21 protein-coding genes and 1 tRNA gene are annotated in these 16,909 nt (G+C 70.1%); 6 read left to right on the top strand and 16 right to left on the bottom strand.

Annotation, left to right across the window (positions count from 1 at the left end; translation table 11 throughout):
* The first annotated feature begins 6 nt into the window (after positions 1-6).
* Positions 7-285 (top strand): hypothetical protein, encoded by a 279-nt coding sequence (locus tag LCN96_RS04190; protein WP_225271264.1) that lies wholly within the window; start codon positions 7-9, stop codon positions 283-285.
* Here the strand turns inward: LCN96_RS04190 and LCN96_RS04185 are convergent.
* On the bottom strand, positions 246-1,217 hold the full coding sequence (locus tag LCN96_RS04185) for a DUF418 domain-containing protein (protein ID WP_225271263.1): 972 nt from the start codon (positions 1,215-1,217) through the stop codon (positions 246-248). The genes LCN96_RS04190 and LCN96_RS04185 overlap by 40 nt on opposite strands.
* Before the next feature lie 111 nt (positions 1,218-1,328).
* The gene (locus LCN96_RS04180; protein ID WP_225271262.1) at positions 1,329-1,880 is read right to left on the bottom strand and encodes a GrpB family protein; all 552 of its coding nucleotides are present in this window, start codon (positions 1,878-1,880) and stop codon (positions 1,329-1,331) included.
* A gap of 255 nt (positions 1,881-2,135) precedes the next feature.
* On the opposite strand from LCN96_RS04180, the gene LCN96_RS04175 reads away from it, so the two are divergent.
* Complete coding sequence (locus tag LCN96_RS04175; protein ID WP_225271261.1) at positions 2,136-2,591, top strand: flavodoxin family protein; 456 nt, start codon at positions 2,136-2,138, stop codon at positions 2,589-2,591.
* A 7-nt stretch (positions 2,592-2,598) separates the two neighbouring features.
* On the opposite strand, the gene LCN96_RS04170 is transcribed toward LCN96_RS04175, so the two are convergent.
* Positions 2,599-3,735: an FAD-dependent oxidoreductase gene (locus tag LCN96_RS04170; RefSeq protein ID WP_225271260.1), complete on the bottom strand. Its 1,137-nt coding sequence runs from the start codon at positions 3,733-3,735 to the stop codon at positions 2,599-2,601.
* Between the two features lie 96 nt (positions 3,736-3,831).
* Positions 3,832-4,236 carry a hypothetical protein gene (locus LCN96_RS04165; protein ID WP_225271259.1) on the bottom strand — a complete coding sequence of 135 codons (405 nt, stop codon included), beginning with the start codon at positions 4,234-4,236 and terminating at the stop codon, positions 3,832-3,834.
* A gap of 282 nt (positions 4,237-4,518) precedes the next feature.
* Here LCN96_RS04165 and LCN96_RS04160 point away from each other — a divergent pair, with 282 nt between their 5' ends.
* Entirely contained in the window at positions 4,519-5,616 is a 1,098-nt protein-coding gene (locus LCN96_RS04160; RefSeq protein ID WP_225271258.1) for an NAD(P)/FAD-dependent oxidoreductase, read from the top strand.
* 10 nt (positions 5,617-5,626) lie between these two features.
* Here the strand turns inward: LCN96_RS04160 and LCN96_RS04155 are convergent, their stop codons facing one another.
* Entirely contained in the window at positions 5,627-5,911 is a 285-nt protein-coding gene (locus LCN96_RS04155) for a hypothetical protein (RefSeq protein WP_225271257.1), read from the bottom strand.
* 480 nt (positions 5,912-6,391) lie between these two features.
* The gene (locus LCN96_RS04150; protein WP_225271256.1) at positions 6,392-6,931 is read right to left on the bottom strand and encodes a hypothetical protein; all 540 of its coding nucleotides are present in this window, start codon (positions 6,929-6,931) and stop codon (positions 6,392-6,394) included.
* Positions 6,932-7,524: 593 nt separating this feature from the next.
* Between LCN96_RS04150 and LCN96_RS04145 the strand changes: the two genes are divergently transcribed.
* Positions 7,525-7,698: a hypothetical protein gene (locus LCN96_RS04145; RefSeq protein WP_225271255.1), complete on the top strand. Its 174-nt coding sequence runs from the start codon at positions 7,525-7,527 to the stop codon at positions 7,696-7,698.
* Positions 7,699-7,880: 182 nt separating this feature from the next.
* Here the strand turns inward: LCN96_RS04145 and LCN96_RS04140 are convergent.
* The 4 genes from LCN96_RS04140 to LCN96_RS04125 all read right to left on the bottom strand — a co-directional run bounded on the left by LCN96_RS04140 (position 7,881) and on the right by LCN96_RS04125 (position 11,075).
* Positions 7,881-7,953: transfer RNA gene (locus LCN96_RS04140), tRNA-Thr, on the bottom strand.
* 20 nt (positions 7,954-7,973) lie between these two features.
* Positions 7,974-8,936, bottom strand: coding sequence for a 23S rRNA (guanosine(2251)-2'-O)-methyltransferase RlmB (gene rlmB / locus LCN96_RS04135; protein WP_225271254.1), 963 nt, complete (start codon positions 8,934-8,936; stop codon positions 7,974-7,976).
* 317 nt (positions 8,937-9,253) lie between these two features.
* Complete coding sequence (gene cysS, locus LCN96_RS04130) at positions 9,254-10,645, bottom strand: cysteine--tRNA ligase (RefSeq protein WP_225271253.1); 1,392 nt, start codon at positions 10,643-10,645, stop codon at positions 9,254-9,256.
* Between the two features lie 43 nt (positions 10,646-10,688).
* Positions 10,689-11,075 carry a PPOX class F420-dependent oxidoreductase gene (locus LCN96_RS04125; protein ID WP_225271252.1) on the bottom strand — a complete coding sequence of 129 codons (387 nt, stop codon included), beginning with the start codon at positions 11,073-11,075 and terminating at the stop codon, positions 10,689-10,691.
* A gap of 57 nt (positions 11,076-11,132) precedes the next feature.
* On the opposite strand from LCN96_RS04125, the gene LCN96_RS04120 reads away from it, so the two are divergent.
* A complete protein-coding gene (locus LCN96_RS04120; protein WP_225271251.1) occupies positions 11,133-12,197 on the top strand; it encodes a DUF2637 domain-containing protein in 1,065 nt (354 codons plus the stop codon).
* Between the two features lie 72 nt (positions 12,198-12,269).
* Here the strand turns inward: LCN96_RS04120 and LCN96_RS04115 are convergent, their stop codons facing one another.
* The 4 genes from LCN96_RS04115 to LCN96_RS04100 form a co-directional block, all read right to left on the bottom strand.
* Entirely contained in the window at positions 12,270-12,539 is a 270-nt protein-coding gene (locus tag LCN96_RS04115) for a GlsB/YeaQ/YmgE family stress response membrane protein (protein WP_148433499.1), read from the bottom strand.
* Positions 12,540-12,636: 97 nt separating this feature from the next.
* Complete coding sequence (locus LCN96_RS04110) at positions 12,637-12,927, bottom strand: GlsB/YeaQ/YmgE family stress response membrane protein (RefSeq protein ID WP_225271250.1); 291 nt, start codon at positions 12,925-12,927, stop codon at positions 12,637-12,639.
* A gap of 182 nt (positions 12,928-13,109) precedes the next feature.
* On the bottom strand, positions 13,110-13,580 hold the full coding sequence (gene ispF / locus LCN96_RS04105) for a 2-C-methyl-D-erythritol 2,4-cyclodiphosphate synthase (protein WP_225271249.1): 471 nt from the start codon (positions 13,578-13,580) through the stop codon (positions 13,110-13,112).
* Positions 13,581-13,597: 17 nt separating this feature from the next.
* Positions 13,598-14,080, bottom strand: coding sequence for a CarD family transcriptional regulator (locus LCN96_RS04100; RefSeq protein ID WP_043624891.1), 483 nt, complete (start codon positions 14,078-14,080; stop codon positions 13,598-13,600).
* A gap of 251 nt (positions 14,081-14,331) precedes the next feature.
* Here LCN96_RS04100 and LCN96_RS04095 point away from each other — a divergent pair, with 251 nt between their 5' ends.
* Positions 14,332-14,913: a copper chaperone PCu(A)C gene (locus LCN96_RS04095; RefSeq protein ID WP_225271248.1), complete on the top strand. Its 582-nt coding sequence runs from the start codon at positions 14,332-14,334 to the stop codon at positions 14,911-14,913.
* A gap of 54 nt (positions 14,914-14,967) precedes the next feature.
* On the opposite strand, the gene LCN96_RS04090 is transcribed toward LCN96_RS04095, so the two are convergent.
* Together LCN96_RS04090 and LCN96_RS04085 are read right to left on the bottom strand one after the other, a co-directional pair.
* Positions 14,968-15,660: a response regulator transcription factor gene (locus LCN96_RS04090; RefSeq protein ID WP_225271247.1), complete on the bottom strand. Its 693-nt coding sequence runs from the start codon at positions 15,658-15,660 to the stop codon at positions 14,968-14,970.
* Entirely contained in the window at positions 15,657-16,829 is a 1,173-nt protein-coding gene (locus LCN96_RS04085; protein WP_185112666.1) for a sensor histidine kinase, read from the bottom strand. Before LCN96_RS04085 ends, LCN96_RS04090 begins: the two co-directional genes overlap by 4 nt.
* Positions 16,830-16,909 lie beyond the last annotated feature (80 nt).

The raw sequence follows: 16,909 nt of genomic DNA, 5'->3' as shown, positions 1-16,909 counted from the left end.
GGCCCCATGCCGAGCTTCGAGCGGCTGACGATCGCGGAGGCCAGAACCCTCACCCGCGCCGAGCTGCTGCCCCGCATCGAGGCGGAGCAGAAGTACTGGTACGACCGCATCCACGCATGTGCCATGAAACCCGGCGACGAGCAGGCGTTCAAGACCTTCAACGACATCGTGCACATCGCCGCCAACCCCCGCCGCGCCATCTCCGACACCGACGCCATCGCGGAGGGCAGGCCCTTCGACCGCGACTACTGGACCAAGCCCCTGGGCGAGCTGGGCGAGCTGTAGGCGTTCGACGGGCGCCGCAGCCAGGTGGCCCAGCGCCAGAGCCACTCGACCGGCCCGTACCTGAAGTGCCGCAGCCACAGGCCGGAGAACCCGCGCTGCACCACGAGGATGCCCGCCGCGATCAGCAGCACGGTCGTCTCCGACCACGTCCCCGGTGCTCCGCCGAGCAGCCAGCCGATCAGCAGGACCAGGACGGTGGCGCTCAGGTAGTTGGTCAGCGCCATCCTGCCCAGGGGCGCGAAGACCGCCTGCAGCGCCCGGCCGAGCGGCGTCCTGAGCAGGGCCAGCATCCCGCACACGTACGCGCCCGCGGTCAGCAGCCCGGCGACGGCGAACGCGGCCGGCACCTGGTTGCTCTGCGCCCACGCCGCCGGCACCGCCAGGACCGCGAAGACCAGCGTCGCCGGCCACCACGTGATCCGGTCCAGCCGCTCCGTGACCCCGTACCTGGTCAGCAGGGAGCCCAGCAGGAACAGGGCGGGCACCAGCACCACGCCGTTCATGTCGAACGCGAGCGGCGCCACCAGCAGCACGCCCGCCAGCACCACCACCGCCCAGCGCGGCAGCCACGTGGACGGGAGCAGCACCACCAGGCCGACGACGGCGTAGATGGTCAGGATGTCGCCGCGCCACAGGAGCATCATGTGCAGCAGGCCGATGGCCAGCAGGACCAGGAGCCGGCGCAGCAGCACCAGGCGAGGGCGGTCGGTGCGGGCGGCGGCGGTCTTGAGCATGAGGGAGAAGCCGACGCCGAAGAGCAGGGAGAAGATCGGGAAGAAGCGCTGGTCCACGAGGTAGCCCGGCCAGGCCTCGCCGACCGCCGTGTTCAGCAGCTCGGCGTCGACGTTGGCGATCGGCCTGACGTTGGCCACGAGGATGCCGCACAGCGCGAAGCCGCGCAGGGCGTCCAGGGCGGTGATGCGGGATTGCATGGACTTCATCCTGGGGCGCGGCCCTGTGGCCGGGGATGAGCCGTAAGCAGGGTCGGCGGCAGTACTTTTGGCCGTTCTCGCGCGGTCGGGACCATGGCCGGCCCCATCGCGTCAAGCGGGGCGGATCATCACCGGGTTGCCGCCGATCGACGCCCGCTCGGCCTCCGTCAGCCCGGCCGCCGTCAGGATCGCCTGCACGATCGCGTTCTTCCCGCGCCCGTAGGCGACCCGGTCGGCGGCCGTCGCGGCGACGCGCCGCTTCACGGCGGCGTACCGGTCGCGCAGCTCGGGGTCGCCGCGCAGGGTGTCCCTGACCGCGCGATGGTTCTTCAGCGACAACGAGCCGTCCACCACGACGTACGTGTTGGTCCCGGCCAGCCGTTCCGGCTCCGCGAACGCCCACCGCTGCGGCACCCCCAGCTCGCCCAGCGCCACGAACCCCAGACCGACCAGCACCTTCGTGGCGGCCTCCACCTCCTGGCCGGCCACCACGATGTCGCAGTCGATGATCGGCTTGGCGGCCAGCCCGGGGACCGACGTGCTGCCGACGTGCTCGATGGAGATCACCGGCACGCCGGCCTCCGCGAGTGCCGCGGCGTACTCGGCGCGCAGCTCCTCGAACCGGGCGGGCCACGCGGGGTCGTACTCGACGATCGTGATCACGATGAGAGCGGCCTTTCTCCCGAGCGAGTTGGGGCCCCTCGTCGATTCTGGGGCAAACGCGCCTCCGGTGCGGCTTAGTGGCCCTTGCTCCGGTTCCCGGCGGGGGCGCATCGTCCGGGCGAGCCGGCATCGCAGAGCCGTACGACAGGCACGCCCGCTGCCCGACGCGACGGCGGTCACCGTCCGACGTGACAACGCACGCTGCCCGCAACCACGCTGCCCGGCGCCGGCGCGCGCCCGTGAGAGGATCGGATCGTGTCGCGCCTGCTGATCGTGCACCAGACCACCTCGCCGACGCTGCGGGAGCTCTTCGAGGCGGTACGCCAGGGCGCCACCACCGACGAGGTCGAGGGGGTGGAGGTGGTCACCAGGGCGGCCCTGCGGGCCACCGCGACCGACGTCTTCGAGGCCGATGGCGTCATCCTCGGCACTCCGGTGAACATCGGCTACATGAGCGGTGCGCTCAAGCACTTCTTCGACACCGTCTACTATCCGTGCCTGGAGGAGACGCAGCGGCTGCCGTACGGGCTGTACGTGCACGGCAACAACGACACGACCGGTGCCGTCCGGGCGGTGGAGTCGATCGCCGCGGGGATCGGGTGGGAGCGGGTCACCCGGCCGGTGACAGTGACGGGCGCGCCGGGCAAGGAGGACCTCGCGGCCTGCTGGGAACTGGGCGCCACCCTCGCCGCCACCATCAGCCCCGCATGAGCAACTCTCACCCCCGCATGAGCCCCGCCCGACCCACGGGCCGCGGCCGCACGTCGGGGAACGAGCCGTCGCCGAACAGGATCCGCGCCGCCGCCGCCCTCCCTGCCCCGCTCCTCAACCCGGCGAACGCAGCCTCCACCACAGCCGGCGACCGCAACCCCGCGAACCCACGCCGCAACAACAACCTCCCCCGGAACCGGCTCCGCAGCGCACCCCCGTCGTACCGCCTCAGCACCCCCTGATCCCCCGTCCGCAAGTAGGCGGCAGCCACCTCCGCCGCCAGCTCAGCCATCCGCAGGCACGGATCCAACCCACCGGCCGTCAGCGGCGACACCGCCCCCGCCGCATCCCCCACGAGCAGCCCGGCCGGACACGCCAGCCGCCGCAACACCCCACCGACCGGAATGGGCCCACCCCGCCGCTCGACCGGCCCAGCCGGCACCGGACATCCAGGCGCGTCCGCCACGAACGTCTCCAGCGAGCGCCGCACACCCCCGCGCATCGCATCCGGATACCCCGCCACCCCTACGTGCGCATGCCGGCCGTCATCGACCACCCACCCCAGATACCCGGGCGCGACCCGCGGATCCAGCACACAGTGGAACGCCGGAGCCGTCCCGCCAGCCACCATCGGATGCACCACCTCGGCACCGACCAGGAACCGCCGGTTGACGTCGAGCCCGAGATCGCGAGCCACCCGTGATCGGGCACCGTCCGCGCCCACCACGAACCGGGCCGCCACCGGCTCCGCGTCCGCGAACCGTACCGTCCCCCTCGACATCCCCGCGTACCGCGCCCCCAGCAGCACCCGCGCCCCGGCCGCCTCCGCCGCACGCCGCGCGTGCTCGTACACGGCGGCCATGTCGGCCACCCGGAACTCGTCCCGGTCGCTGGTGAGCCGGACCGGCGATCGCCGCGACGGCGGGTACAGCAGCACGTCCCGGATGCCGGGCCCGAGCAGGTGACCGGGCAGGTCGAAGTCGTCGAGGGTGCGGCGCACGAAGATGCCCGTCGTACGGATGCCCGCCGACAACGACCTGCGGCGATCGACCACCAGCACGTTCAGGTCCCGCCCGGCGAGCAGGCGGGCGGTGCACAGCCCCGCCAGGCCCGCCCCTACGACCAGCACATCCACTGTCTGCATACCGTGCGACGGTAGAGACCGATTGCCTCCGGTACGAGCGTTTGCACGGTACCCGCCCGATACCTCCACACCGTGCTCACACCCGCGGACATTCGTTCACCAGTCGCTGACCTCCCAATATTCGACGGGATAATGTCCGATCCACTGCCGCTCGCCGGACGCCCTCCCCTCCGACACGGCCCGCGCGAAGTGATCGAGGCTGCCGCGCGACAGCTCGAACCGCGTCCTGACCGGCGCACCCACATGAACCAACGCACCGACCAGCACCACCACCAGCGGCGGCACAGCCCAGAACGACCATTCGCGCCGTAACGCATCCCGCCTCTCGCGCCGGACCAGACCGGCCCCGAGCTCGACCAGCCAGCCGAGCCCGTACAACGACCAGCCGATGAAGATGGCCACCAGCCAGGTGAAATGCCACCCCGGCACACTCGCCGCGTACAACGTCCCGACCGCGAACAGAGCGGCGACCGTCACCCACGCCCCGCCACCGACGCTCACCACAGCACCGCGCCCGGAAGCGCCATTCGCTGGATCCACTGCGCGACCCTAACTTTCTCCGGTGCTGATTCCGCCGAGCCGGCGTGCGGGAACGGTGCAGATTTCGCCGATCCCCCACGGCACAACCTGGACCGAAGAGGTCGAGACGTGCGCGGAGCGGCTCATCTTCGGCGCAGACGCCGGAATCCTGCTCCCGCCATCGCATCGGCCCTCGCCACGCTTCCAGCCGCCTGACACCATACTGAAGACAGGAGTTAGCCCGTGAGCCGGGAAGGGGCGCTCGTGACGCGTGTCGCCGTCATCGGAGTGGGCATCGTCGGCGCCGCCGTGGGCTGGAGCCTGTCCCGGCACGGCGCCCACGTCATCCTCATCGACGCGGCCCGTCCGGGCGAAGGCGTCACCGACTGGTCCTTCTCCTGGGTCAACGCCAGCAACAAGACCGTACGCAGGTCCTATTTCAACCTGAACGTCGCAGGCCTGGCGGAGCACTGCGAACTGGCCAAAACCATCGGCCCGGACCTGTGGTGGCACCCCACCGGCCACCTGCGCTGGACGGACGACCCCGCAGCGGAGGAGCAGCTCCTGGAAAGAGCCGGACTGCTGGCCGACTGGGGCTACCGGGTCGAGGTCCGCACGGGAGCGGAGGCCCGCCACCTCGAGCCTGCTCTCACGATCCCGGACGAGGCCGCGGTCGTGCTCTACCCCGACGAAGCCTGGGTGCACGGACGCCACCTCGTCGGCCGACTCGTCGACCAGGCCGTCGCAGCCGGCGCCGAGCACCGCTTCGGCACCGCCGTCCACGCCATCGCCACCGACTCCGACGGACACGTCCGGTCGGTCACCCTGTCCGATGGCAGCCGCCTCGACGCCGACGTCGTCGTGAACGCCGCAGGCCCCAGCGCCGCCCACCTCGCCCAGCTCGTCGCCCGCCACCTGCCGATGCGCCGCGAGCCCGGCGTCGTCGCCCGCATCAGCTGTGCTCAGGTCCCGGTCCACCGCCTCATGCACGCGCCGCACATCGAGATCCGTCCGGACGGAGACGCCTCGATGGTCCTCCACAGCCGCGAGATCGACGCACTCATCGACACCGGCGCGGACCCGGCCGAGCTCGGGCGGCTGCTGCACTCATCGGCGAGCCACGTCATCCCCGAACTCGCCGACTCCCGCATCGTCGAGACCCGGGTGGCCGAGCGGCCCATCCCGGCCGACGGGTTCCCCTCGGTGGGCGCGGTGCCGTCCGTGCCGGGCTACTACGAGGCCGTCACCCACAGCGGCATCACGCTCGGGCCGGTGATCGGCCGGCTGCTCGCCGCGGAGATCCTCAGCGGGAAGAGGGACGAGCTGCTCGCGGACTTCCGCCCGGAGCGGTTCCCCGGGTGACGGCCGCCGCCTACCAGTCCGGCTCCCAGCGGTAGCCGTACCAGTGGCCCTTCAGATGGCTGTAACGGTTGCCGCCGTCGATGCTCTCGCTGGGCTCGCCGGAGGCCAGCCAGAGGAAGCCCTTGTCGTCCCGCATGAACAGGTCCCGAACGGCGAACTCCACACTGCCGGGGAGGTCTGCTCCCGTGTCGGCGTCCTGGTGCCGCTGTCCGTCGCACACGTAGTACAGCCCGACCCACTGGCACGGTTCTTCGCGGCCGGGGTTCTCGTCCACGGCTTCGACGTAGGCCGCCATGCTCGGCTCGGAGATCGTGAAGCGTACCCAGGACGGGGCCTCGGTGATGAGCGCCAGCGAGACGACACCGGCGACGTACCAGGGCAGGAGCGAGCGATCGAGTACGCCCAGATCAGCAGCACACCCGCCGCGGCCGAGAAGACGACCAGGAACCGTAACCCAGGCGGCTCATCGATCACGGCGTCACCCTAGCGCGAACCGGTGACACTGCCCCTTGCGGCTTCGCCGATCTTCTCCACGCGATCAGCGCGAGCAGGACCGGCGCCGAGGACGGACGCGGCAGCCTCGCCCCTCGCGCCCGCCCTCGCCCCTCGCGCCCGCCGGACACCGGACACCGAACACCGCGGCGAGCTCGCCCCGGACACCGCGGCAGGCCCGCCCCTCACCCACCCCGGCATGGCAGACTCGACCCCTGCGCACACCGGACAACAGGCCCTCATCCTGCAGCAAGACCTGATCAGATCATCTCGCCGCCCGCGCCTAGGAGCCGGAGCGGTAACGCAGGACGACCCCCCAGGCATGCGCCAGCGCCGGCGGCCCGTTCCACGTCGGGGTGGGGACGATCCACTGGTCGTCGGCCAGGTGGTTGTTGTAGACGCTCAGGGCGTAGGTGTCGTAGTCGTGCGGCATGATCGCCCAGTAGGCGGCATCGGTGCCGGGGATCGGATGGAAGTCCCACCGCTGGTCGGCTCCGCCCGTGTCGCCACCGCGCTGCCGCAGAACGGGCGAGAGCGTGGGAATCTCGGCGGGCGTGTTACCGGGCCGGAAGGTCAAGTAGTGCCCCTTCGCGCGGTTCTCGATCAGGTACGTCGTACGCCCCTCGCCCAGGTCGACCTTGTGCAGCTGCCACACCAGGGACTTGTTGGTGGGCAGCGGCCAGTGGTTCTCGTTCTGTACCTCGTCGTTGAGGGTGTCGTCGGTCTGGTTCTCCGACTGCAGGAACGTGCCGGTGACCTGGTGGACGAGCAGGATCTCCTGATCGGTGGGCGGGGAGCCGTGGACGGGGTTGGGCGGAGCCATGGAAGGCATCTCCTCGGTCGGCCGATATGGTCACCCCTTTTATTTCCGTTTCCCTACACTTAACTACTTTCCGTAAGGTAGATGCTCCCATATCGCCCATGGAGTAGTCATATGACCGATCAACCCCTCACAGGCCACCACATTCCGTGACATAACTCCGCCCAGCCGAAAGGGTGAGCCAGGAACCGTACGTGCCCGCGCCGCCATCACCCGCCACCGCAGGACCCGACGAGATCGCGCACCGCCATTCCCACCATGTTCCCCGGTTCACCAGGGCCACATGGAGTCTGGACGGCCCCTCACGCGACTCCGAGTTCCGGTGATCGGAGTGGCTCTCACCACCACCCTCGGAGCCGGGCTCCGCTGGGCGCCCGTCGAAGAGCGTTCACTGCTCACCCCGCACGCCCCTGCGGAAGTGCAGAACCCCACCGATCTCCTGATCCAGGACGCCGGCTCGCTCTACCTGTTCATCAGTCTGGAGTGCCCCGAACGCCCCGTGGACCCTCACTCAGCCAAGGCTCATGACGGCATGTCCGGCCGTCATTCACGACCCGGCGGTGGATCTCGCGTGGGCGCATGCACAACGTCGTCAAGTGGCCGAGGCGGTGCCCGGCTGCTGGAGAGCCCGGCTGCTGGAGGCCGAGAGCATCACTCCGGAGCTGATCCGTGACCACCCGGTTGTGCGGCAAGTCATGTCCGACCTGCTCTCGATGCAGGATCCTGCCTCGGCTGAGCTGCGGGGGCTGGCCGATCGAGTGGGCTGTTGAGCGGACCCCTCTTCGGCCGACGAAACGGCGCAAGCGGGGTTGAGCTGGGGGTTTGGGGGGCCGCGCCCCCCAAAGTCACAGCCTGAGCTTCCTCGCGCGAAGCGCTTCCCTTGCGAAGACCATGCGGGTGAACGCCGAAGCCCCTGACGGCATACCGCCTGTTCAGGGGCTTCCTGCTGCAGAGCCGACGAGGGGAATCGAACCCCTGACCTTCTGTTTACAAGACAGATGCTCTGCCGATTGAGCTACGTCGGCACGGCCTACCAGTGTAGACGCTAGAGACGCCTGTGACGAGCGACTTCATACAGCGCCACCCCAGCCGCCACCCCCGCGTTCAGCGACTCGGCCGCCGCCTGCATCGGGATCCGCGCCACCACGTCACACTGCTCCCGAACCAGCCGCGAGAGCCCCTTGCCCTCCGAGCCGATGACGACCACGAGCGGCTCGGTGAGCAGCTCGACGTCGCCGAGGTCGGTCTGGCCGGCGCCGTCGAGGCCGAGGACGAAGAGGCCGGCGTCGCGGTATTCGCGCAGGGCCGCCGTCAGGTTGGCGGCGCGGGCGACGCGGAGGGTGGCCAGGGTGCCCGCCGAGGTCTTCCAGGCGCCGCCCGTGACGCCGGCCGAGCGGCGGGACGGGACGAGCAGGCCGTGGGCGCCGAAGGCGGTGGCGGAGCGGGCGATGGCGCCGAGGTTGCGCGGGTCGGTGACGGAGTCGAGGGCGACGATGAGGGGCACCTCGGCGGCGTCCTGGGCGAGCTCCACCAGCTCCGACGGGTGCGCGTAGTCGTACGGCGGGATCTGGAGTGCGATGCCCTGGTGGACGGCGCCCTCGGTCAAGCGGTCGAGCTTGTCGCGGCTGACCTCCAGGAGGGCGATGCCGCGCTCGGCTGCGATCTTGATGGCGTCGCGTACGCGATCGTCGTTGTCGATGCGCTGGGCGACGTAGAGGGCGCCGGCGGGCACGCCGGCCTGCAGGGCCTCCAGCACCGGGTTGCGGCCGCCGATGTGCTCGGGGGCGTCTTCGGAGCGGCGCTGCCTGGTGGGGGCGGCGCGGCGGGTGCCGCCCTGCTCCTCGCGGGCGATGCGCTCGGCGCGTGCCTTGTCCTTGTACCAGTGGCGCATCTCGGCGGGCGGGGTCGCGCCCCGGCCCTCGAGCGACCGGCGCTTCTGACCTCCGGTGCCTTTGGACGGGCCCTTTTTCTTCGCGGGCCTGCCCGATGCCCTACCGCCTGCTGCCATGTGACCAAGGGTACTCGGGGCAGCGGTGAGCCCGAGCCACCCACGATTCAGCACAAGCCCGTCTCTGTGGTGACGAACGGCGGAAAGGCGACGACGAGTGGATGACGACTCCAGAGCTGCGGCAAGCCTCGCGGGGCTGCCGCACAAGCCTCGCGCCGTTCTCGTCCTCCGCTTCCACGAGCGGCTCCCCGACGCGACGCGGAGATCACCGCCGTCCTCGGCATCTCCCAGAGGACGGTACGCAGTCACGCCTCGCTCGGCCTGACCAGGCTACGAGCCGGCCAACCCGCGATCATCGACCTCGTACGGATCGCGTCCTAGCGGCTCAGCTCCCAGCGCGCCCCGTGCGGCGTGTCCTCCACGGTGATGCCGGCGGCGGCGAGCTGGTTCCTGATGGCGTCGGCCGCCGCGTAGTCCTTGCGCTCCCTGGCGGCCTTGCGCTGCTCCAGGGCCACCGCCACGAGCGCGTCGACGACGGGCGTCAGGTCGGAGCCGGCGCCGCGCCACTGCGGCGAGCGCGGGTCGAGGCCCAGCACGTCGAGCATGTTCTGGGTCTCGGCCAGCAGCCGCGCCACGGCCTCCTTGTCGCCGCGCGACAGCGCCACGTTGCCCTCGCGCACCACCTCGTGCACCACGGCCAGCGCCTGCGGGGTGCCCAGGTCGTCGTCGAGCGCGTCGGCGAACGCCTGCGGCAGCGGCGCGTCGGCGTCGACGTCGTGGATGACCTCGGCGGCGCGCGTCACGAAGCCCTCGATCCGCTGGTACGCGGCGGCGGCCTCCAGCAGCGCCTCCTCCGAGTACTCGATCGAGGAGCGATAGTGCGGGCCCGCCAGGTAGTAGCGCAGCTCCACGGGCCGGACCTTCTGCACCATCTCGGGGATCAGCAGCGAGTTGCCGAGCGACTTGCTCATCTTCTCGGCGCCGATCTTGAGCATGCCGTTGTGCATCCAGTTGCGGGCGAACCCGTCACCGGCCGCCTGCGACTGGGCGATCTCGTTCTCGTGATGCGGGAAGATCAGGTCGATGCCGCCGCCGTGAATGTCGAACGTCGGCCCCAGGTACTTGGTGGCCATCGCCGAGCACTCCAGGTGCCAGCCGGGCCGCCCGGGGCCCCACGGCGTCGGCCAGGTCGGCTCGCCGGGCTTCTCGCCCTTCCACAGCGCGAAGTCGCGCGGGTCGCGCTTGCACGACTCGTCATCGGTGTCGGCCGCCGCCCGCATGTTCTCCAGCTTCTGGTTGGACAGCGAGCCGTAGCGGTCGGCGTACGACTGCACGTCGAAGTAGACGTCACCGCCCGACGCGTACGCGTGGCCGCGCTCGATCAGCCGCTCCATCAACGTGATCATCTCGGGCACGTGCCCGGTGGCGCGCGGCTCGACGGTCGGCGGCAGGCAGCCCAGCGTGTCGTAGGCCCAGGTGAAGGCCCGCTGGTTGCGCTCGGCCACGACGAACCAGGGCACGCCCTCCTCGGCCGACACCCTGATGATCTTGTCGTCGATGTCGGTGACGTTGCGGCAGAACGTCACGTCGTACCCGGAACGCGTCATCCAGCGCCTGAGCACGTCGAAGTTCACACCTGAGCGGATGTGCCCGATGTGGGGCGGAGCCTGCACGGTGGCCCCACACAGATAAATCGACGCCCGGCCGGCTTCGACCGGAACGAATTCACGGATGGCGCGCGTGCTGGTGTCGTAGATGTGCAGGCTCACGAAGGCAAGGCTAACGCCTCGGCGCGGTTATCACGCCGATAAATCAGCCCCGCAAGTAGACCTTCTCCGGAGTGATCCGGATGATTAGTCGCTCGACGCCCGGTTTGTCCTCCCAGGACGTGCCTTGGTACTTCTGCGACAGCTCCTCGATGAGCGCCCCCTCGGGGTCGGGCGTCATCGTCACCCGCCCGCGGACCTCCACGTAGCGGTACGGATCGGCCGGGTCGATGACCAGCAGGCTGACCCGCGGGTCCCGCTCGAAGTTGCGCGGCTTCCTGCGCCCCTTCACGGTGGAGAACAGGATGTCGTCACCGTCCGTGCGCACCCACACGACCGACGACTGCGGCCCCCCGTCGGGGTTCAGGCTTGTCACCGTGGCGTGATTGGGAGCGTCCAGGAGTTTGCGGACATCTTCCGTCAGTACTGCCATGTGCGCGTCTCCCTTGATCGGTCTGCACCATCATTGTTCTGTAGGCTCGAAAGCGCCATGGACGTGACTCCCCCCTCTACGCTCCGCCGCCTGGGCATCGCCCTGGCCGGGCTCGCGGTGGCCGCCCTCACCGGGGCCGCCTGCGCGCTCTCCTTCGACGACCTGCGCGCGCTGGCCCTCACCGGCGAGGCCAGGCCCGACCTAGCCTTCCTCTATCCCGCCGCCTTCGACGCGCTCCTGCTGATCGCGCTGATCGGCGTGCTGCTGCTGCGCCCCGCCAGGATGCTGGTGCGCGTGCAGGCAGCGCTGGTGCTGGTGCTGCTGATCGTGGCGGCCGCGGCGGTAAACGTCGCCACGGCGGTGCGCTTCCCGTTCGGCGTGCGTGAGACGGCCATCGGCGTGGCGCTGGCGCCGTGGGTCATGCTCGCCCTGGCGCTGTGGCTGTGGTTGCTGCTGATCAAGCACGTACGCGGCCCGCAGCGCGCCGAGCCCGACGAGCGTACGGCCGAGCAGGACATCGTCCCCTTCCACCGCCCCCAGGCGGCTCCCCCGCTGGCCGCGGAGACGCCCGCGCCCGTCCTGGAGCCCACGCCGGTGGTCGGCCCCACCGCCGCCCCCGAGACCCCGCCGGTCTCAGCCCGGGTGTCGGAGTGGCCAATGCAGGAGGAGGAGCTCGCCTCTGAGCCCGTACAAAGGCCTGAGCCCGTACGAGCGCCTGAGCCCGTACGGGAACCTGAGCCCGTACGGGAACCTGAGCCCGTACGGGAGCCGGACCCCGAGCCGGAGCCTCAACCCGAGCCCCGACCCGAGCCGGAGCCCGAGCCTGAGCCGGTGGAACGCCCCGTCCGCTGGGGCGACCGCGTCAAGCCCGCCGACGTCCTGGTCCACCCCCGCCCGGGCGACGAGCAGGACGAGCCGGACGAGAAGGACGCCGACACCCAGCCGCACCCCGTCTTCGAGGACGAGCCCGTCCCCGACCCCGTGCACGGCCCTGAGACCGCCGACGACGGCGAGCGGCGGGACGAGTCCATGGAGGACACCGCCCCGCACCCGGTGATCCACGACGACACCCCGGCCCCGTCGGGGCGCCTGCGCAGCACCCCGCGCCCGCCTGACGACTGACCGCGGGCATGGGCGGGCCCGCCCGGGAGTGACTCCCCGGGCGGGCCGATGTATCCCGCCTTCAGCCGGCTGTCAGACGCGGGATCCGCGCTTGAGTCCGGCGACCAGGCCGACGCCGACGATGGCGAGCACCACCTGCATCACCAGTTCGATCCAGTCGATACCGGGGGTCGTCTCCACGCCCAGGACCTGCGCGAGCAGCGTGCCCACGAGGGCTGCGACGATGCCGACGACGATGGTGAGGATCCACCCGATGGCCTGCCGGCCGGGAAGCAGCAGGCGACCGATTGCGCCGATCACGGCGCCGATCACGATGGCGCCAAGGATGGATTCGATGGTCATGATGTGAAACCTCCCCATGAGGGTGAGCGGTTCATCCTCACGGGGAGGTGGCTACCCGATCTACCGGGTTTATGCATTGCTGTTACGAAGGCCCAGGTCAGGTGGTGGTTCGACCTGTACGGCCACCGCCGCGCCCCATGCCCATCCGGGTCACGAGCAGCACACCGATGACGGCCAGAGCGAGCTGCAGTATGTGCTCGATCCAGTCGATGCCTCTGGTGTCGGCCCAGCCGAGCGCATGGGCGATCAGCGTTCCCACCAGGGCGGCCACGATGCCGACGATGAGGGTCAGGCCGATGGACATGTTCTGCCTGCCGGGCACCAGCAGTCTGGCCAGCGCACCGACGATGGCGCCGATGACTACTGCGGAAACAATCGCGCCGATCATGTGTAGCTCCCCCCGAGACGTTCACATGTCTTGGGGACACATACCCCCTGAGCAGGCAAACTACCCATGGGAAGGCGGCGGCCCGTACCGCGCCAGTGACGAACCGCCGCCTTCGAACAGGGCGGGCTAGGCGACGACCCGCCAGGACACCCTCACGCGTCCCAACGTATGACGCAGGGAACTCAGGAAAGGTTGACGACCAGCGCCGTCGCGATGGCCGCGATGCCCTCGCCCCGCCCGGTCAGGCCCAGCCCGTCGGTGGTGGTGGCGGACAGGCTCACAGGAGCCCCCACAGCGGCGCTGAGCGCCTTCTCGGCCTCTTCCCGGCGCGGGGCCAGCTTCGGCCGGTTTCCGACCACCTGGACGGCCACGTTGCCGATCTCGAAGCCCGCCGCGCGTACCTGGCGGGCGGTCTCCTCCAGCAGGGCGGCACCCGAGGCGCCCGCCCAGCGTGGGTCCGCGGTGCCGAACAGCCGGCCCAGATCGCCCAGCCCGGCCGCCGTGAGCAGCGCGTCGCAGGCGGCGTGCGCCGCGGCGTCGCCGTCGGAGTGGCCTTCTAGGCCGGGCTCACCCGGCCAGTGCAGGCCCGCGAGGTTGAGCTCGCGGCCTGAGTCGCTCGACGAGAACGGGTGGACGTCGACTCCGACGCCCACCCGTGGAAGATTCGTGTTCAGGAGTTGAGAACCTCGTCGAGCAGGGCCTCAGCCTTGTCCTCATTCGTCTTCTCGGCCAAAGCCAACTCGCTGACCAGAATCTGGCGAGCCTTGGCGAGCATCCGCTTCTCCCCCGCGGACAGGCCGCGCTCGCGGTCCCTCCGCCACAGGTCCCGAACCACCTCGGCGACCTTGTTCACATCGCCGGAGGCGAGCTTCTCCAGATTGGCCTTGTAGCGACGAGACCAGTTGGTCGGCTCCTCGGTGTGCGGCATCCGAAGGACATCGAAAACCCGCTCAAGGCCTTCCTGACCGACAACATCGCGCACGCCGACGAGTTCTGCGTTTTCAGCTGGCACCTGGACGGTAAGGTCGCCCTTGTCGACCTTGAGCACCAGGTAGGTCTTTTCCTCACCCTTGATGGATCGCTTCGTGATTGCTTCGATCCGAGCAGCCCCATGGTGGGGGTAGACGACAGTGTCGCCGACCTGGAAAGTCATGTGACAAGTACCCCTTCCGCTGTACTCCAGGGTACCACGCATCCACAGCCTCCCGGAACAGTGAAATCCTCATAACTGCAGGTCAAGGCCGCATATTGGGGCTTGACAAGCGCTCAACTCTATGAATCGCATTTGCGGACATAGCGAATGACCTGCGGGGGTGTGGATATGACCTTGCATTGGGGTGGATATGGTGGGCGCTGCACATCACGCACGCGCGACACCTGCGCAAGACCAAGGAGTACCCGCCCGTGACCAGCCGTCGCTGGATTGCCGTAGCCGCCGCGTTCTTGGCAGCCCCCGCGCTCGCGGGCTGCGCGGCCGGTTTCGACGCCACCACCAACCAGGCCTACGCCCCCAACGAAGCACAAGTGCTGATCGACAAGGGCGCGTACGGCAAGAGCGGCATTCACATCCCGCAGGCTTTCATCCTCGGGCCCGACTCCGGAGCCCAGCTTCCCTGGCGCGGCTCCGCCCCGATCTACCTCAACATCCTCAACACCGCGGGCGCCCCCGACACCCTCCAGGCGGTCTCGGCCGGCAGCATGGGCACGGTGAAGGTCACGGCGCCGATCCAGCTGCCGAGCAACACGCTCGTCAACACCGGCAAGCCCACCCCGCAGATCATGCTCGAGGCGATCCCCAAGAGCCTCAGGGGCGGCGAGAGCATCAAGCTGGACCTCCAGTTCGCCAACGCCGGGGTCGTGTCCATGAACGTGCCTGTGGTCACGCGCAGCCGCGAGTTCAAGGAGTACCCGCCGGCCCCGGGCGCCACCGCGGCTCCCACGCCCACCCCGACCCCGTCCGCCACCGCGGAGGAAGAGGGCCACTGACAGCACGGCGAAACCCCGGCACCTGATCGGTACCGGGGTTTCGTCGTCTGCGGCTCACTCCTCGATGGCGTCGAACTTGTAGCCCAGGCCGCGCACGGTCAGGATGCACCGCGGGTTCGACGGGTCGGACTCGATCTTCGCGCGCAGGCGCTTGACATGCACGTCCAGCGTCTTGGTGTCGCCCACGTAGTCGGCGCCCCAGACCCGGTCGATGAGCTGGCCCCTGGTCAGCACCCGCCCCGCGTTGCGCAGCAGCACCTCCAGCAGCTCGAACTCCTTCAGCGGCAGCTGCACCTGCTCGCCCCGCACGGCCACGACGTGCCGGTCCACGTCCATGCGGACCGGGCCGACGGCCAGCACGGCCGTATCCAGCTCCTCCACCACGTCGCCCTGGCGGCGCAGCACCGCGCGGATGCGGGCGACCAGCTCGCGCGAGGAGAACGGCTTGGTGACGTAGTCGTCGGCGCCCAGCTCCAGGCCCACGACCTTGTCGATCTCGCTGTCCTTGGCCGTCAGCATGATGACCGGCACCTTGGAGCGCTGCCGCAGCGAGCGGCACACCTCCGTGCCGGGCAGGCCGGGCAGCATCAGGTCCAGCAACACCAGGTCGGCGCCGTTGCGGTCGAACGTCTCCAGCGCCTCGGGCCCGGTCGCCGCGACGGACACCTCGAAGCCCTCCTTGCGCAGCATGTAGGACAGGGCGTCCGAGAAGGACTCCTCGTCCTCCACGACGAGTACACGGGTCATTTGGCTGCCTCCAGGGGAATCGAGGGTGGTACTGCCACCGCCGTGCCGCCGAAGGCGGGCAGGCGGAGGGTGAAGGTGGAGCCGGACCCTTCCTTGCTCCAGACGGACACCTCGCCGGCGTGCGCGGCGGCGACGTGCTTGACGATGGCCAGGCCGAGGCCCGTGCCGCCGGTGGCGCGCGAGCGGGCCGCGTCCACGCGGAAGAACCGTTCGAAGATGCGCTCCAGCGCCTCCTCGGGGATGCCGATGCCCTGGTCGCTGACGCTGATCTCGACGGAGTCGCCCGCGGGCCGCACGCTGACGACCACCCTCGTGTGGTCGGGACTGTACGCGACGGCGTTGTCGATCAGGTTGCGCAGGGCGGTGACGAGCAGCTCGTCGTCGCCCCAGATGCGCAGGCCCTCGGTGCCGCCGGTGACGAGTGCGATGTCCTTGGCCGAGGCCCTGGTGTTGCAGTACTCGATGGCGTCGTGGATGGCCTCGTCGATCGAGACCTGACCCGGCGTCGGAATGGGCTCGGCGCCCTGGATCCGGCTGAGCGTGATCAGGTCCTGGATGAGGTAGTTGAGCCGGGCGGCCTCGTGCTGCATGCGCCCGGCGAAGCGGCTGACCGCCTCGGGGTCGTCGGCGGCGTCCTGGATGGTCTCGGCCAGCAGGCTCATCGCGCCCACCGGAGTCTTCAGCTCGTGGCTGACGTTGGCGACGAAGTCGCGGCGCACGGCCTCGACGCGGCGCCGCTCGGTCTGATCCTCCGCCAGCACCAGCACCTGGCCGTAGGAGCCGAGAGGTGCCACGCGGACGGCGAAGTTGGTGGTCTCCTGGCCGAACTTGTGCCCGGCGACGTCGATCTCGCTCTCGCGGATCTCGCCGTCGCGGCGTACCTGCCTCGCCAGGGCGAGCAGCTCCGCGGCCATCAGGCGGTCGCCCTTGACCAGCCCGAACGCGCGTGCGGCCGAGCTGGCGCGCAGGACGCGGTCGTGGGCGTCGAGGACCACGGCGGACGACGGCAGCACGGCCAGCACCGACGCGACCCCCTGGGGCAGGGCGGCGCCTGTCTCCACGCCGTCCGCCGCGGCGGCACGGCTCGGGGCCTCGATCTGATTCCGGTAGAACAGGACTGCCAGCGCGCCCACCACGAACCCGGCCAGGGCCGCGAAGCTCATGGCCATCTCACTCATGCCTCCGATGGTAGGTGGCGTTTTCCCAGGGACAGACCCCCTCATCAGGGGATGAACGACCCTTTCCTGGA

Source organism: Nonomuraea gerenzanensis (genome assembly GCF_020215645.1).
Lineage (GTDB): Bacteria > Actinomycetota > Actinomycetes > Streptosporangiales > Streptosporangiaceae > Nonomuraea > Nonomuraea gerenzanensis.
The sequence above is the reverse complement of the archived record's forward strand: the minus strand, read 5'-3'. Positions and strand labels throughout refer to the sequence as shown.

Excerpts from the sequence above, each read along its gene's own strand:
- LCN96_RS04190 (WP_225271264.1), top strand. The coding sequence starts at position 7 with ATGCCGAGCTTCGAGCGGCTGACGATCGCGGAGGCCAGAACCCTCACC.
- LCN96_RS04185 (WP_225271263.1), bottom strand. The coding sequence starts at position 1,217 with ATGCAATCCCGCATCACCGCCCTGGACGCCCTGCGCGGCTTCGCGCTG.
- LCN96_RS04170 (WP_225271260.1), bottom strand. The coding sequence starts at position 3,735 with ATGCAGACAGTGGATGTGCTGGTCGTAGGGGCGGGCCTGGCGGGGCTG.
- LCN96_RS04155 (WP_225271257.1), bottom strand. The coding sequence starts at position 5,911 with ATGGCGGCCTACGTCGAAGCCGTGGACGAGAACCCCGGCCGCGAAGAA.
- LCN96_RS04150 (WP_225271256.1), bottom strand. The coding sequence starts at position 6,931 with ATGGCTCCGCCCAACCCCGTCCACGGCTCCCCGCCCACCGATCAGGAG.
- rlmB (WP_225271254.1), bottom strand. The coding sequence starts at position 8,936 with ATGGCAGCAGGCGGTAGGGCATCGGGCAGGCCCGCGAAGAAAAAGGGC.
- LCN96_RS04125 (WP_225271252.1), bottom strand. The coding sequence starts at position 11,075 with ATGGCAGTACTGACGGAAGATGTCCGCAAACTCCTGGACGCTCCCAAT.
- LCN96_RS04120 (WP_225271251.1), top strand. The coding sequence starts at position 11,133 with ATGGACGTGACTCCCCCCTCTACGCTCCGCCGCCTGGGCATCGCCCTG.
- LCN96_RS04115 (WP_148433499.1), bottom strand. The coding sequence starts at position 12,539 with ATGACCATCGAATCCATCCTTGGCGCCATCGTGATCGGCGCCGTGATC.
- LCN96_RS04110 (WP_225271250.1), bottom strand. The coding sequence starts at position 12,927 with ATGATCGGCGCGATTGTTTCCGCAGTAGTCATCGGCGCCATCGTCGGT.
- LCN96_RS04100 (WP_043624891.1), bottom strand. The coding sequence starts at position 14,080 with ATGACTTTCCAGGTCGGCGACACTGTCGTCTACCCCCACCATGGGGCT.
- LCN96_RS04090 (WP_225271247.1), bottom strand. The coding sequence starts at position 15,660 with ATGACCCGTGTACTCGTCGTGGAGGACGAGGAGTCCTTCTCGGACGCC.
- LCN96_RS04085 (WP_185112666.1), bottom strand. The coding sequence starts at position 16,829 with ATGGCCATGAGCTTCGCGGCCCTGGCCGGGTTCGTGGTGGGCGCGCTG.